The organism is Micromonospora sp. ATLC16, from assembly GCF_057196645.1.
The window spans coordinates 126,421-140,179 of the sequence record NZ_JBXUOW010000005.1 but is presented as its reverse complement, the minus strand read 5'-3'; the positions used below and the strand labels follow the sequence as shown (position 1 = coordinate 140,179).

Sequence of the window (13,759 nt, the reverse complement as noted above, 5' to 3'; positions counted from 1 at the left end):
CGACGCGCCCGGCAGCCGCCGGCCCCCCCGCGCCCCCCCCCCCCCCCCCCCCCCCCCCCCCCCCCCCCCCCCCCCCCCCCCCCCCCCCCCCCCCCCCCCCCACGGCGGATCAACCCTTGACGCTGCCGGCGAGCAGCCCACGAACGAAGTAGCGCTGCAACGACAGGAACACGATCAGCGGTACGACGATCGAGACGAACGCTCCGGCGGTCAACCGTTGCCACTCGTTGCCACGGGTACCGGCCAACTCGGCGAGGCGGACCGTGAGTGGCGAGGTGACGTCGCTGCCACCGGCGAAGATGAGCCCGACCAGCAGGTCGTTCCAGACCCAGAGGAACTGGAAGATGCCGAACGCGGCAAGCGCCGGGGCAACCAGCGGCAGCACGATGGTGCGGAAGATCTTCGGGTGGGTGGCCCCGTCGACCCGGGCCGCCTCCATCAGATCCTTCGGCAGTTGCGAGATGAAGTTGTGCAGCAGGTACACGGCGAACGGCAGCGCGAAACAGGTGTGCGCGAACCACACCTGGGCGAAGTTCTGCGCGCCGTCGAGGTTCCAGGCGGGCATCAGGGTGATGCCGCCCAGGCTGACTCCGCGGGAGAAGAAGCTCAGCAGCGGCACCAGGGCCATCTGCAGCGGCACGATCTGGAGCGCGAAGATGCCGATGTACACCCAGTCCCGACCTCGGAAGTTGATCCAGGCCAACGCGTACGCGGCCAGGGCCGCGAAGGCGAGCGGGAACAGCACCGCCGGCAGGGTGATCACCAACGAGTTGATGAAGTAGCTGGCGAGCTGCCCGGACGAGGCGGACTGCCCGAACAGCACATCCTGATAGTTCTGGAGGGTGAACTCCGGATCGCGGAAGAAGGTCCACCAGCCGGTGGTCTTGATCTGGTTCTCCGGCCGGAACGACGACACCAGCAGACCGAAGGTCGGGATGGTCCAGACGACCGCGATGACGATGGCGATCAGCGTCGCGGTGTGCGTGTTCAGCCGCTTGCGTACCCGCGCCGCGGGAGTCGTCCGGCCGCTGGTCTCCGGTGCTCCGGAGGCGACCGGGGGAGTGGTGGTGGTCATCTCAGCCCTCCCGTCGCTGCTGACGCAGGTTGCGGATCTGGAAGATCACGATGGGGATCACCAGAACGAAGAGGAAGACCGCGAGCGCGGAGCCCTGCCCGTTCTGGCCGTAGCGGAACGCCTGGTTGTACATCTCGTTGGCGATCACGCTGGTGTCGTAGTTGCCGTTGGTCGAGGTGCGGACGATGTCGAAGACCTTCAACGTGGCGATCGAGATGGTGACCACCACCACGATCAGCGCCGGCCGGATGCTGGGCAGGGTGATCTGCCAGAACATCTGCCACGGGCTCACCCCGTCGAGACGGGCGGCCTCGACGATGTCGGCCGGAATCGCCTTGATCGCGGCGGACAGCACCACCATCGCGAACCCGGCCTGGATCCACACCATGATGACGATGAGCAGCAGCGTGTTCAGCGGCGAGTCGAGCAGCCACTGTCGCGGTGCGCCACCGAGGCTGACCACGATCTGGTTGAGCAGCCCGATCTGCTCCTGCTGCTCGCTGCGGAAGGCGTACACGAACTTCCAGATGATGCTGGCGCCGACGAACGAGATCGCCATCGGCATGAAGATCAGCGACTTGGCCACCGCCTCCAGCCGGGCCTTGTCGACAAGCACCGCGTAGATCAGACCGATGGAGGCCGCGACCAGCGGAACCAGGGTCACCCAGATCAGGGTGTTGAGCAGCACCCGCACGATCGAGTCGTCGGCGAACATCCAGCGGTAGTTGTCCAGGCCCACGAAGTTCTGGCTGCCGCCGTCCATGAAGGACAGCAGGGTGGTCCGCAGCGCCGGGACGACCAGGCCGATCAGCAGCAGCACCACCGTCGGCAACAGGAAGAACGTGGCGAACAGCCCCTCGCGGGATTTGGCCCGTCCGGGCAGCGGTGCTCCGCTGGCGGAGGCGGCCACGAATCGCGCCTCACGTCGTCGCGCGAAGAAGGCCGGCACCGCGTCGAGCAGCACCAGCAGGCCGCCGACCACCACCGCGAAGGCGACCAACCCCCACAGCAGCATCATCAGTTTGGGTGCCTGCTCGGCAAAGTCGAAGTCCATCAACCCTCCCCGGGTCCTGGTGGAGCCGGTGGGCCGGCCCGCCTAGACGGACCGGCCCACCACCGGAATTACTTCCAGCTGCTCTCGATGCCCCGCAGAACGCTGGCGGTGTTCCCGCCGTTGATCCAGTCGACCATGCCCTTCCAGAAGGTCCCGGCGCCGACGGCGGCGGGCATCAGGTCGGAACCGTCGAACCGGAAGACCGTGCTGTCGTCCTGGAGGATCTCCACCGACAGCTTGTCGATCGGGTTGGCGATGTTGGCCAGGTCGACCTTGTTGTTCGCCGACACCCAGTCGCCGATCTTCGCGCGGCTGTTGGCGTACTCGCCGGAGGCGAGGTACGTCTGCACCGCCTGCACCTCGGGACGGTCGGCGAAGGCCGTCACGAACTCGCCGCCGCCCAGCACCGGCTTGCCCTTGGCCGGGTCGATGGCCGGGAGGTAGAAGGCGAACACGTCGCCGTCCTCAGCCACCCGGGTGCCCTCAGGCCACTGGTTGGCGTAGAAGGAAGCCTGCCGGTGCAGCGCGCACTTGCCCTGCGTGATCGGCACGCCCGCCTCCTGGAAGGAGGTGGTGGCGATGCTGCGCACCCCACCGAAGCCACCGTTCACGTACTTGTCGTTCTTCAGGATCGTGCCGGCCCGGTCCAGCGCCTCCGCGACCCGAGGGTCGTTGAAGGGGATCTCGTGCGTGGTCCACTGGTCGTAGACCTCGGGGGTCTGCGTCCGCAGCATCACGTCTTCGATCCAGTCGGTGGCCGGCCAGCCGGTGGCGTCACCGGACTCGATGCCGGCGCACCACGGCTTGACGTCGCTCTGGGCGATCGTGTCGCTGAGCTGGATCATCTGGTCCCAGGTGGTCGGGACGGTCCAACCCTTCTCCTGGAACATCTTCGGCGAGTACCAGACGAACGACTTCACGTTCGACCCGAGCGGCGCGCCGTAGAACGTGCCGTTGACGGTGCTGTACTTCAGCCAGTCCGGCGAGTAGTTCTGCTCGGCCATCGACTTGGTGTCGGCGCTGGCCGGCTTCAGCTGGTCGCGCTCGGCGAACCGGGTGAGCAGACCGGGCTGGGGGATGAAGGCCAGGTCGGGGGCGTTGCCGCCGTCGACCCGTACGGGGAGCTGAGCCTCGAACTCGCCGCTTCCCTCGTGATTGATCGTGATGCCGGTGCAGTCCTCGAACTGCTTCCAGGACTCCGCCAGGCGGTCGGCCTCGATGTCCCGGATCGACGAGTAGATGTTGACCGTATTGCCTTCGTGGCCCTGGTAGTCCTCGTACGGGGCGCACTCCGCGGAACCGGCGTTGCTGCTGCCGCCGTTGCTGCTGCTTCCGGTGCCGCAAGCGGTGGCGCCGAGTGCCAGTCCGATCGCGCCAACGATCGCGACAGCCTGGCGTGGCCTGGCAGAGACCGCCATGCCGTCCTCCTTCCTGTCCGACGCCGGCCGGGATCACATCCGGTTGACCAGGCGTCGATCCGATGGGCGTTCTCCCATGTAAGCGCTTGCATCCGCCCGGGGTCCACCCCTGCACGGACACGAGCGAGTAACAATCCGGAAACCTGGCAAGCGGCCATGGATCCGCGCCCAGCTGCTGAAAAGAGCCCCGTCTATCGACGGATACGTCCACTGACCGAGACGGGCGGCACCACCGCCGGACCGGTCGGCGCTGCCGGCACGGTCAGCCGGGCGGCCCAGGGGCGTCCCGGTCGGTCAGCTGTTCAGCTGCCAGATCGAGTAGTTGAGGGCCGCGGCGAAGGTCACCCACGCCCAGTACGGCAGCAACAGCACCGCCGCCACCCGATTCGCCCGGGCGAACAGCAGGACGGTCACACCGATCGCCAGCCACAACAGGACGATTTCGGCGTACGCCAGCCCGTAGCGGTCACCGGCGAAGAAAAGCGGCGTCCAAGCGGCGTTGAGCACGAGTTGGACCGCCCACGCACCGAGGGCCACACCGAAGCCCACCCGACGCCAGACCAGCCAGGCGGCGACCGCGATCGTCACGTAGAGGACGGACCAGACCGGGCCGAAGAGCCAGGACGGCGGCGACCACGCGGGCCGGTCGAGGTTCGCGTACTGGTCGGCCGCGCCCGACGCGGCCAGGTTGCCGATGACGGCGGCGGCCAGCACGGCCGCCGCGAACCCGGCCAGCGCCCACCACCGCCCGGCACCGTCGCGTCGGGTTTGTTCCGCAGCTGTCCGCATGGTCGATGGTTCTCCGCCGAGCGGAGAGGCAAACCTTCCGGGAGGCCCTCGTCGGGCGATCAGAGCGGCAGGGATTTCCGGCCGACTGACGAACAGCACGCCGGGGTCGCCGCGTCCGGTGGCTCCTGTCGGAAGGACGGAGCACCGGGCGCGACGACCCCGGCGGGTCAGGTGAGCGACGCCCTGCGTCGCACAGGCTAACTGAAGATGCTGACCCCACCCGGGCCGACGAGCAGCCCGACAACGATGAGGACGACGCCCCAGAGGATCTGCCGGCGGAACAGCGCGAGAATGCCGGCGACCACCAGTACGACTGCGAGAATCCAGAGAATCAGCTCCATGGTTGCTGAGTACCCCCGGCGGCGACTTCGGAAACCTCGCCCTGATCAAGGTGATCGCCCAGATGGAAGACGCTGTACGCCTGCTTGATCACCGGGTGGGCCACGTTGCGTACGCGTACCCCGCCCGGTGTGGTGCCCCGCTCGGAGCCGTGGTGGGCGTGCCCGTGCAGGGCGAGTGCGGTCGGCGCGGCGTCGACGGCCTGCCCCAACTGGTAGCAGCCGAGGAACGGGTAGATCTCCAACGGTTCTCCGGCCAGGGTGTCCGGCACCGGGGCGTAGTGGGTGAGGGCCACCAGCACATCGCAGTCCAGCGAGCGTAACGCCTCGCTCAACCGGTCGGCGCTCTCGGTCGTGGTGCGTACGAACGCCTTCATCTCCGGCTCGCCGAAGTCGCTGGCGCACCGGCCGGCGAAACCGCCACCGAAGCCCTTCACCCCGGCGACGCCGAGGCGGCCACCCGGGCAGTCCAGCACCACCCCGTCGCCCTCCAGCACGGTGATGCCCGCCTCCTCCAGCGTCCCCACCACCTGGGGCACCTGGTCACACTGATGATCGTGGTTGCCCAGCACCGCGATCACCGGTACGCCCAGCCCACCGAACTCCCGGGCCACGCATCGGGCCTCGGCCTCGGTGCCGTGTCGGGTCAGGTCGCCGGCGAGCAGCAGCGCGTCGACGCTGCCCGGTAACTGTTCCAGGGTCGGCCGGAATCGGCCGACCACGTCCTCGTCCAGATGCACGTCGCCCACGGCGGCGATCCGGATAACCATCGAACCTCCCTCAGGGCAGTTGCTCGATCTCCGTGGGCGCCTGCGCGCGGATCACCCCGATGTCACTGCTGATCGAGACGTCCGGGAAGCGATCGGCCACCCGACGCAGGATTTCCTCCCGCCGGTGTGCGCTCTCGACCTCGCCGTGCAGCACGAGAGCGCGTTCGGTACGGACCACGGTGATTCCCTGTTCGGCCACGGCCGGATCTTCGGTGAGCAGCCGGTGGATCTCCGCCTCGACGTACTCGTCGGGCGGACCGGCACCGGAGTCGAGGTGTGCGGTCACGTTCCCCCCTTCCCGTCGGTCGTGCCGGAGTGCGGTACGACGTCCAGCCTGTCCAGCAGCACCAGGAACGACTCCGCGTACGGCGAGTGCTGCGTCTCCTTGCGTACCCGTTCCCAGTCGATCTGCTCACGCAGTGAACGGGCCAGCGGCAGCCCACGGGCGAAATCGCAGTAGTGCTGGGAGAAGCTGAGCAGTTTGTGCACCATCAGTTGAGTGGCCGACAACACCGGCATGTGGATGGCGTCCACCGGCCGCACGACCGTGTCGGTGAAGGTCTCCTCGGTCACCGGCGTCTCGACCGGGCGGTGGATCAGGTCCACCATCCGGCCGCCGTCGTAGACCTTGACCAGCCAGTCCTCTGGTGGCCGCTCGGCGGTGAAGCCGGCCTGCCGCAGCGCCTCCAGCGCGGCTTCGACGTCGGACTCGCGGATGAGGAAGTCGACGTCGTGCTCGCTGGAGTGCCCGCCGTGTGCGTAGACGGCGAAGCTGCCGCCGAGAGCGAACGGGATCTCGGACTGTTTGAGCACGGCGGCGACCTTCTTGAGGGTGTGTAGGAGAGTCTCGTCGTCGCGCTCGGCCATCTCGCCTCTCCCGTCGACTCGTCGGGGGTGCCACCGGTGGGATCTCCGATCGGTACCCGGCATTCCGGTCGTCCACACCTGCCCCGCGCGGGCAAGGGGATGAAACGTCTCAAAGAGGATCAATAGTGCACCGCCGTGCGTCTGTCGGATAGCCTTTCCAGGGTGGCCAGATCGATGGGAGCGCCCGCTTCGACGGGAATCCGCTGTGTCCGGGGCCGGCTCCGCACCGTAGCCCTGATCGGCATCGACGGCTCAGGTAAGACCACCCAGGCGTACCGGCTCGCCGAGTCGCTGACCGCAGCCGGCTTTCCGGCCACCTATCACCGCAACGCGGGTGGACGGCGCTGGCTCGGCCGGGCGGCGCACCGACTGGGTCGGCCGGATGCCCAGAGCCTCCTCGGAGGGGACGGGATGCTCCTGGTGGAGTCCGTGCTGCGCTGGCTGGCCATCGCGATGACACTGGTCGGTGGCCTGTTCACCGGTCGGGTGGCGGTGATGGACCGCTACGCGGCCTGCCAGTACGCCAGCCTGCGGGCACATGGCGGGCACCGCTGGGAGCGGCTGGTCCGGGCCGCCTACCGACTCTTCCCCCGACCGCAGGTGACGTTCCTGCTGACCGTCGAGCCGACCGAGGCATTCCGGCGGATCAAGCTCAGGGGCACCGACCACGAGAGCCTCGGCTTCCTGGCCGCCGCTGACCTGGCCTACCGCACGCTGCCGGAGTATCCGACGTTCGTGCCGATCAACGCGGATCTCCCGGCCGAGGAGATCGCCCGGGAGATTCGTGGGCACCTGAACCCCTGGCTGGCAGCCGGAGGCGACCCGATCGACATCGCGGTGCCGGTGACGGAACTGGTGCCGCTTCAGGCCCGTCCGTAGACGGGTACGACGGCGCCGCTGGTGGGCGCCGACTCGTCCGATGCGAGGAAGCGGATCACCGAGGCGATCTCGGCAGGGTCCACCCAGCGGGTGTGATCGGCGTCCGGCATCGCGTCGCGGTTGGTCGGGGTGTCGATGACGCTCGGCAGCACGGTGTTGCAGCGGACTCCGGTCGCCTTGTACTCCACCGCCACCGCGGCGGCGAAGCCGAGCACGGCGGCCTTCGCGGTGACGTAGCCACCGACCCCCGGAAAGGGCGCGACCGCCGCCCGGGCAGCCACGCAGACCACCGCGCCACCACCGGCGGCAATCAGGTGGGGCAGTGCGGCCCGGGTGACCAGGTGGGTCGGGCGGAGGTTGAGGGTGAGCATCCGTTCGAAGTCCTCGACCGGCGTCTCGTGTACCAGACCGCCGCTGGCGTACCCGCCGACGAGGTTGACCACGGCGCGTAGTGGCGACTCGGAATCTCCGGCCGCCACCTCGGCCACCCGGGCGACGTCCGTTGGGTCGGTCAGGTCCGCGACCATCCGCACGGGAGCGTTGGGCTCAGGTCCGCCCAGCGGGTCCGGCTGCCGGCGCTGGGGCGCGACCACTCGCCACCCGGCCGCCACGAACGCGGCGCTGACCGCCGTGCCCAGTCCGCCCGTGGCCCCGGTGACCAACACACTGCGATTCGCCATGAACCGAGGTTAGTGCGGTGCCCGATCGGCGAGCCGTGCGCCCCACCCGTGACCACCGTGCGAACCGTCCTGGGCTGGCACGCGACACCTGCGCGCGGGCTCGCGTCAGCCGGTCGGAGCGCTGGCCGTGGCGGGCATAGGACCGGGGCGCGGATTGTTCGTCAGGGCGTGGGGTATTACCACCGGCGTGGATGAACCGAGCGGTCCACGAACGCGTATCAGGCAGTGACCGGGATCGCAGCACGGTGGTGACCCGGGTCGCTGTGCCTATCGGCCGGGCAGTGCTGCCATGGACCGGGGTGGGCGGCGATCTGTCGATTCGTCGACCTCACGGGGTCTGCCGACGGCGGCCCGGCAGGATGCTGACAGCAAACGTGGACGCTGCTCTCAGCTGATTATCAGGCATTCGTGACACTTTCGACCCACGACATGGAATCCCCGACACGTCTCATCTGTTGTGTAGGTGTCAGCACCGATGGGCACAGCGGAGGTCACGGGGGAGGGCTGATGGGCGTGGGGATGGCAAGGAACCGGGCAACCGGCGCGAGCGAGGGGACCGTGGGCATCGTGGACAAGAACATCGGAATGCGAACTGACGAGGTCGCCGAGGAGCGCGATCTGGTCGGAGTCTACCTGCACGAGATCTCCCGGACGCCGCTGCTGGACGCCGCCAAGGAGGTCGACCTCTCCAAGGCCATCGAGACCGGCCTGTACGCCGAGCACCTGCTGGGCGAGGACCGCGTCCCCGACGGGGCCACCCGGGAGGAGTTGGAGCGACTGATCGCCGACGGAGAGCGGGCCAAGGACCTGTTCATCCGGGCCAACCTGCGACTGGTCGTGTCGATCGCCCGACGTTACGTCCGCTCCGGCATGCCCATGTTGGACCTTATTCAGGAAGGCAACACAGGTCTGGTCCGGGCGGTCGAGAAGTTCGACTACGAGCGTGGATACAAGTTCTCCACCTACGCGACGTGGTGGATCCGCCAGGCCATCAGCCGGGCGATCGCCCAGCAGGAGCGCACCGTGCGGCTGCCGGTGCACCTGGTGGAGGACGTCAACCGGATGCGTAACGTGACTCGACAGCTCACCCGTGAGTTGGGCGGCGACCCGGAGCCGGAGCAGATCGCGGCGGCGCTCGGGGTGACCGTCGAGCGGGTGAACGAACTCGTCCGCTGGTCGCAGGACACCGTGTCGCTGGACACGCCGGTCGGCGACGACGGCGACACCAACCTCGGTGACCTGGTCGCCGACAGCGACGCTCCCTCACCCGAGGAGATCGTGCTCACCGGGTTGGAGCGGCAGCGCATCGAAGGGCTGCTCAACCACCTGGACGACCGCTCGGCCGGCATCATGCGGGCCCGGTACGGGCTGGAGGACGGCCGGGAGCACTCGCTGACCGAGGTGGCCTCCCGGTTCTCCCTGTCCCGGGAGCGCATCCGGCAGTTGGAGATCCAGGCGCTCGGCCGGCTCCGCGAGCTGGCCCGCGCCGAGGGCCTGCAAGCGGCCTGAGCAGGCGACGAGAACGACCAACGGCCGGCGTCCGGGACGCCGGCCGTTGGTCGTTCTTCGTTGTCGGTGGTTCTCGGGTGTCGAGTCCGGAGGCCCGCCGAAACGGCACGTCACGTCCGGCGGCCTAACGCACCCGACCGTAACCGTACGGTGACATCAGGTCCACGGATCGCTTCTCCACGTTGCGGCCGAAGGTCGGTGCGTGGATGACCTGCCCGTCGCCCACGTAAATGGCCACATGGCCGAGGCTGCGGTAAAAGACGAGATCGCCAGGGCGCAACTCGCCGCGACTGATGTGGGCCACCGCGCCCCACTGCATCCGGGTGTTGTGCGGCAGGGACCGGCCTGCCGCCCGCCAGGCGGCCGAGGTCAGCCCGGAGCAGTCGTAGCTGCCCGGTCCGTCCTGGCCCCAGGCGTACGGCTTGCCCAGCGCGCCGTAGGCGTACCGGACGGCGACGCCGGCCTTGCCGGAGACGGCCGGTGCGTCCTGGGCTTTGCTGGCTCGGTTCGTCGGTCGTTCGGTCGCCCGGCCGTACGCCTCCCGGCGCATCTCGTAGAGCTTGGCGAGATCGCGCTCGATCCGCTTCTTGGCCGAGGACAGCTCGCGCGACTGCGCCGCCTGACGGCTGAGCGTGACGTCGAGCCGGGTCTTCTCGTCGAGCAGCCGCCGCTGGTCGGCGGTGTAGCTGGCGATGGTGGCCTGCCGCTGCCGGGTGAGGTGGTCCAGCGTGCCGAGCCGGTCCAGCACGGAGGTCGAGTCACCGCCGTGCAGCAACGTGTCGACGGTGCCGAGGCTGCCGGTCTTGTACGCGGTCACGGCCAACTCGCCGACGTCCGCCCGGCTCTGTTCGGCCTGCTGCTCCAGCGGGCCGATCCGGTCCTGCAACCGCTCCACCGCGGAACGGTTCTCCTTGATCTTCTCCCGCAGTTCGTTGTGGGCCTCCACCACGCGTTCCAACTCGACGGAGGCCTTTTCGATGCGCCGGGTCAGTTCGGCGGGGGACGGCTCGGCCCGGGCCACCGTCGCCGGCACGAGCAGCGCCAGTGAAAAGGCGGCGACCGTCAGGGCACGCAGCGTGTGCGTCAGGGACGACAAGAGCCCGAATGCTCCTCTCCCGGTGCCGGCGCGGGGCGGCTGAGGCTCCGCGACGGCGACGGCCCGGTGCTGTCCGGGCGGACAGCGGCCGGCCGAGCCGACCTGCCCAACCTAGTACGGGACGGGAGTCATCCGCAGAGAAAGTCGGGACCACTGGGAGTGCTGTGGCGGAACCCGCAGTGACATCCGGCGTCAAGCATGTCATCGGCGACATGTCGGACTGGTCGCTCCCGGCATATGACGTCGGATGCCGGGACGCTTTGACCGACAAGCCGGACTTGGCGGTCTCTTTCCGGCGGCGTCGCGTGATCGCAAGCCTCTGAGCATCGGAAACGTCGCAGCCGGAGTGGCGCGGGCGGCCCACAATGAATCGCGCGACCGGGATTCCCGTCAACCGGCGTCGATGCGCAGGGCGATCACTTCGTGCAGGCGTACCTCGAGTTGCTGCCGACGGAGGCCGACCCGGTGCTACCAGCCGTGGGAGGAGGGGGCGTGGATCCTGATCGCGCGACAACGTGGACGCCACGAACACCCCGAGGCGCCGGCACCGGGCCGACGTTGCTCTACGCCCGGCCCGGGATCATCGTCACGGTCGACCGATTCACCGTCGGGCGCAGCAGCTGGCGGGTCGCCGAGCTGACCCATCTGCACAGCACCCGAGGGCCGCACGATCGGGCGGCGATCCGGGCCGTGCTGGTCTCGACGGTGGTGATCGCCGGGGTGGGACTGCTGCTGGGGTTCACCGGAGGGCTGCAACGACTCACCGCCGGGGCGTACCTGCTGCTCGGTGCCGTGTTTCTGGTGCCGGTGCTGCTCGCGGCGGCGGGCGACCGCTGGCGGCCCCCGGCGTACGAGCTGTGGGGCCGCCGGGCGGGGACCGACGAGCTGCTGTTCAGCAGCGACGACGAACAGCAGTTCGGCCAGGTGAGCCGGGCACTGCGTCGAGCCCGTGAGATGAACAGCTACGGCGGGTGGGAGGATCCGCTGGCCGGCGCCGACCCGTGGCGACCGCGACGGTGAGGGCGGGCGGCTAACCGACGATCGGCTCGGGCGCCTGCGCCTGTTCCCGCTTCTGCTGCTCGGCGGCGACCATTGCGCTCACCCGCCGCTCCGCCCAGAAGGAGACGAACGGTACGGTGCCGGCCAGCATCACCAGGATCATGCGCTTGAGCGGCCAGTCGGCCCGCCGGGACAGGTCGAACGCGGCGACCAGATACACCATGTAGAGGAAGCCGTGTGCCTGGCCCACGGTCTCCACCACGACCGGGTTGCCGAAGCCGTACTTGAGCGGCATGCCGATCACGACCAGCAGGATCAGCACCACGCCGACGACCCAGGCGATCACGCGGTAGCGGGTGAGGGCAGCGCGCACTTCTCGTCAGTCCTTCCAGGTCCGGCTCAGCCGGAATAGTCAGCGGGCTTCGCGCCCGGATTGGCGTTCAACCATGACAGGTAGCGGTTGTAGGCGGTCAGGTCGGCATCGTCCTCGCCGGGACCGGCGGAGACCCGGGCAACCCGCACCGGACGCCGGATCCCCGTCCGTGGCTGCCCGGCGTCGCTCGCGTCGGAAGCGCTGACACCGTCGGTCCCGGCGGGGACGTCCGGGTGATCGGCGGACGCCGAGGCGACCGCGTTCCCGGACGGCGGGGCGACCGTACGCAGCGCATGGCGTACCTCGCGCCACCAGACGAAGACCACGAAGCCCGCGAAGATCGGCCACTCCACGGCGTAACCCCAGCTGATCGCGTTGCCCGCGGCGGCCCGGCTGACCTGCCACCAACCGAGACCGAGAAAGGTGGCCACCAGCACGACCATGGCCACGTGGCGAGCGATCCACGCCGGGGTCCAGAGCCGTTTCATGCCACGAGGGTACCGAAACCCACCGCGTTCTCCGACGCGGTGTCGTAGTGCGGCGGGGTTTGGCGACACCCGGTCTGGGCATCCGTACAGACGCCAGCCCAGGACGGACGAGGGGGCGAGATGACGGCATCGGGACGACAGGACGGATTTCCCGTCGGCGGCACGGAGGTGAGCCCCGAGCAGCGGATTCCCGAGTGGGGCGACGACCGGACGCCGGCTCCCGCACCCGAGGCCGCCCTGCTCGGCATCGATCCCGCCGAGTTGGGCGAGGAGGATCTCATCCGGGAGATGCAGAGCCTGCACCGCACCCGCCTGGACACCTTGCGCCACGCCACCGACTCGGCGCTCGCCAATCACCTACGGCGTACCGCCGAGCTGGAGACCGAGTACCTCGCTCGTCACCCGGGGCGCGAGATCGATCCGAGCCGGCTGCGGGACGCGTGATGGCGTACGCGGAGCGGGGGGTGTCCGCACCCCCGGAGGTAGTCTTCAACACGGCCACCGATCCCGACCGGATCTCCTCGTGGCTGCCGGAACCCTTGCTGGCCAGTGAACCGGCTCGGGAGTGCGACGTCGGGCAACTGCTGGCCCGCTGGACGGCACGTAGCGCCGACTGGTCGGCCGAGCTGCGGGTGGAGCCGGTCGACGCAGGTGGTTCCCGACTCCGGCTGGAGCTGGGCGGGGGCGGCGAGGACGTCAACCGGCTCGCCGACGAGGCGTTGGACAGCCTTGCCAGCGAGGTGGCCGACAACCTGCAGGCCGGCTAATTCGATCGGACCCGCCGCCGGGACTGCGGCGAGTCGTAGCGTGAACCGAAACGGAGGCTGGGTGAGCGATTTGAAGCAAAAGGTAACGCGGTTGCGTCAGGCGTACGCGCCCCACGAGCACCGCCCGCTCGGTGGCTACCTGGCGGCGATGGGCACCTACGCCGGGGTGACCGGCGCGATCGCCGGTCTGGTGAAGGTGACGGGGCGGAGCGTGCCCGAGCGACCCGCCACGTCGGACGTGGTGCTGCTCGCCATCGCCACCCACAAGCTCAGCCGACTGCTGTCCAAGGATGCGGTGACCAGCCCGTTGCGGGCCCCCTTCACCCGGTACGACCGGCCGATCGGCAGCGGTGAGGTGATGGAGCAGGTACGCGACTCGGGTAGCTCCACCCGCCATGCCATCGGCGAACTGCTCAGCTGCCCGTTCTGCCTGGCCGTCTGGGTGGCCACCGGACTCACCGGCGGGCTGGTGCTCGCGCCGCGACTGACCCGCCTCGTCGCCACGGCGCTGACCGCGGTGGCCGCGTCCGACTTCCTCCAGATGGGCTACGCGGTGGCCCAGCAGGCGGCCGAGGGCGGTCACCGCGAGGATTGACGGTCCGCACGACGGGCCGGCCGAAGTTCGGGCCGGCCCGTCGTGCGCAGCTGTCCGAGCGC

Annotated in this window: 18 protein-coding genes; 6 read left to right on the top strand and 12 right to left on the bottom strand. The window is 69.3% G+C overall.

Annotation, left to right across the window (positions count from 1 at the left end; all coding sequences use genetic code 11):
• Positions 1–109: 109 nt before the first annotated feature.
• The 8 genes from AC2CHE_RS04260 to AC2CHE_RS04225 form a co-directional block, all read right to left on the bottom strand.
• Complete coding sequence (locus AC2CHE_RS04260) at positions 110–1,075, bottom strand: carbohydrate ABC transporter permease (protein ID WP_484503560.1); 966 nt, start codon at positions 1,073–1,075, stop codon at positions 110–112.
• A gap of 1 nt (position 1,076) precedes the next feature.
• Positions 1,077–2,129, bottom strand: coding sequence for a carbohydrate ABC transporter permease (locus AC2CHE_RS04255; RefSeq protein ID WP_484503559.1), 1,053 nt, complete (start codon positions 2,127–2,129; stop codon positions 1,077–1,079).
• Positions 2,130–2,197: 68 nt separating this feature from the next.
• A complete protein-coding gene (locus AC2CHE_RS04250) occupies positions 2,198–3,547 on the bottom strand; it encodes an ABC transporter substrate-binding protein (protein WP_484503558.1) in 1,350 nt (449 codons plus the stop codon).
• A gap of 294 nt (positions 3,548–3,841) precedes the next feature.
• Complete coding sequence (locus AC2CHE_RS04245; protein WP_484503557.1) at positions 3,842–4,336, bottom strand: TspO/MBR family protein; 495 nt, start codon at positions 4,334–4,336, stop codon at positions 3,842–3,844.
• Between the two features lie 197 nt (positions 4,337–4,533).
• Entirely contained in the window at positions 4,534–4,677 is a 144-nt protein-coding gene (locus AC2CHE_RS04240; protein WP_167179460.1) for a GPGG-motif small membrane protein, read from the bottom strand.
• Positions 4,668–5,444 carry a metallophosphoesterase family protein gene (locus tag AC2CHE_RS04235; RefSeq protein ID WP_484503556.1) on the bottom strand — a complete coding sequence of 259 codons (777 nt, stop codon included), beginning with the start codon at positions 5,442–5,444 and terminating at the stop codon, positions 4,668–4,670. The genes AC2CHE_RS04240 and AC2CHE_RS04235 overlap by 10 nt, the downstream gene beginning before the upstream one ends.
• Before the next feature lie 10 nt (positions 5,445–5,454).
• Positions 5,455–5,730, bottom strand: coding sequence for a hypothetical protein (locus tag AC2CHE_RS04230; RefSeq protein WP_484503555.1), 276 nt, complete (start codon positions 5,728–5,730; stop codon positions 5,455–5,457).
• Positions 5,727–6,311 carry a nucleotidyltransferase gene (locus AC2CHE_RS04225; RefSeq protein ID WP_484503554.1) on the bottom strand — a complete coding sequence of 195 codons (585 nt, stop codon included), beginning with the start codon at positions 6,309–6,311 and terminating at the stop codon, positions 5,727–5,729. Before AC2CHE_RS04225 ends, AC2CHE_RS04230 begins: the two co-directional genes overlap by 4 nt.
• A gap of 174 nt (positions 6,312–6,485) precedes the next feature.
• Between AC2CHE_RS04225 and AC2CHE_RS04220 the strand changes: the two genes are divergently transcribed.
• Positions 6,486–7,190, top strand: a complete 705-nt coding sequence (locus tag AC2CHE_RS04220; protein ID WP_484503553.1) for a dTMP kinase — start codon at positions 6,486–6,488, stop codon at positions 7,188–7,190.
• On the opposite strand, the gene AC2CHE_RS04215 is transcribed toward AC2CHE_RS04220, so the two are convergent.
• Positions 7,175–7,870 (bottom strand): SDR family NAD(P)-dependent oxidoreductase, encoded by a 696-nt coding sequence (locus AC2CHE_RS04215; protein ID WP_484503552.1) that lies wholly within the window; start codon positions 7,868–7,870, stop codon positions 7,175–7,177. The genes AC2CHE_RS04220 and AC2CHE_RS04215 overlap by 16 nt on opposite strands.
• Before the next feature lie 519 nt (positions 7,871–8,389).
• On the opposite strand from AC2CHE_RS04215, the gene AC2CHE_RS04210 reads away from it, so the two are divergent.
• Positions 8,390–9,379 carry a sigma-70 family RNA polymerase sigma factor gene (locus AC2CHE_RS04210; protein WP_484503570.1) on the top strand — a complete coding sequence of 330 codons (990 nt, stop codon included), beginning with the start codon at positions 8,390–8,392 and terminating at the stop codon, positions 9,377–9,379.
• 124 nt (positions 9,380–9,503) lie between these two features.
• Here the strand turns inward: AC2CHE_RS04210 and AC2CHE_RS04205 are convergent, their stop codons facing one another.
• A complete protein-coding gene (locus tag AC2CHE_RS04205; RefSeq protein WP_484503551.1) occupies positions 9,504–10,475 on the bottom strand; it encodes a C40 family peptidase in 972 nt (323 codons plus the stop codon).
• Between the two features lie 492 nt (positions 10,476–10,967).
• Here AC2CHE_RS04205 and AC2CHE_RS04200 point away from each other — a divergent pair, with 492 nt between their 5' ends.
• Complete coding sequence (locus AC2CHE_RS04200) at positions 10,968–11,495, top strand: DUF6232 family protein (RefSeq protein ID WP_484503550.1); 528 nt, start codon at positions 10,968–10,970, stop codon at positions 11,493–11,495.
• 10 nt (positions 11,496–11,505) lie between these two features.
• On the opposite strand, the gene AC2CHE_RS04195 is transcribed toward AC2CHE_RS04200, so the two are convergent.
• Entirely contained in the window at positions 11,506–11,847 is a 342-nt protein-coding gene (locus AC2CHE_RS04195) for a DUF3817 domain-containing protein (RefSeq protein ID WP_484503549.1), read from the bottom strand.
• Positions 11,848–11,873: 26 nt separating this feature from the next.
• Entirely contained in the window at positions 11,874–12,335 is a 462-nt protein-coding gene (locus tag AC2CHE_RS04190; protein ID WP_484503548.1) for a hypothetical protein, read from the bottom strand.
• A 120-nt stretch (positions 12,336–12,455) separates the two neighbouring features.
• On the opposite strand from AC2CHE_RS04190, the gene AC2CHE_RS04185 reads away from it, so the two are divergent.
• The 3 genes from AC2CHE_RS04185 to AC2CHE_RS04175 all read left to right on the top strand — a co-directional run bounded on the left by AC2CHE_RS04185 (position 12,456) and on the right by AC2CHE_RS04175 (position 13,697).
• Positions 12,456–12,779, top strand: a complete 324-nt coding sequence (locus tag AC2CHE_RS04185; RefSeq protein WP_484503547.1) for a DUF6158 family protein — start codon at positions 12,456–12,458, stop codon at positions 12,777–12,779.
• Positions 12,779–13,102: a hypothetical protein gene (locus tag AC2CHE_RS04180; protein WP_484503546.1), complete on the top strand. Its 324-nt coding sequence runs from the start codon at positions 12,779–12,781 to the stop codon at positions 13,100–13,102. Before AC2CHE_RS04185 ends, AC2CHE_RS04180 begins: the two co-directional genes overlap by 1 nt.
• 61 nt (positions 13,103–13,163) lie before the next feature.
• Positions 13,164–13,697 carry a DUF1360 domain-containing protein gene (locus tag AC2CHE_RS04175; protein WP_484503545.1) on the top strand — a complete coding sequence of 178 codons (534 nt, stop codon included), beginning with the start codon at positions 13,164–13,166 and terminating at the stop codon, positions 13,695–13,697.
• Positions 13,698–13,759 lie beyond the last annotated feature (62 nt).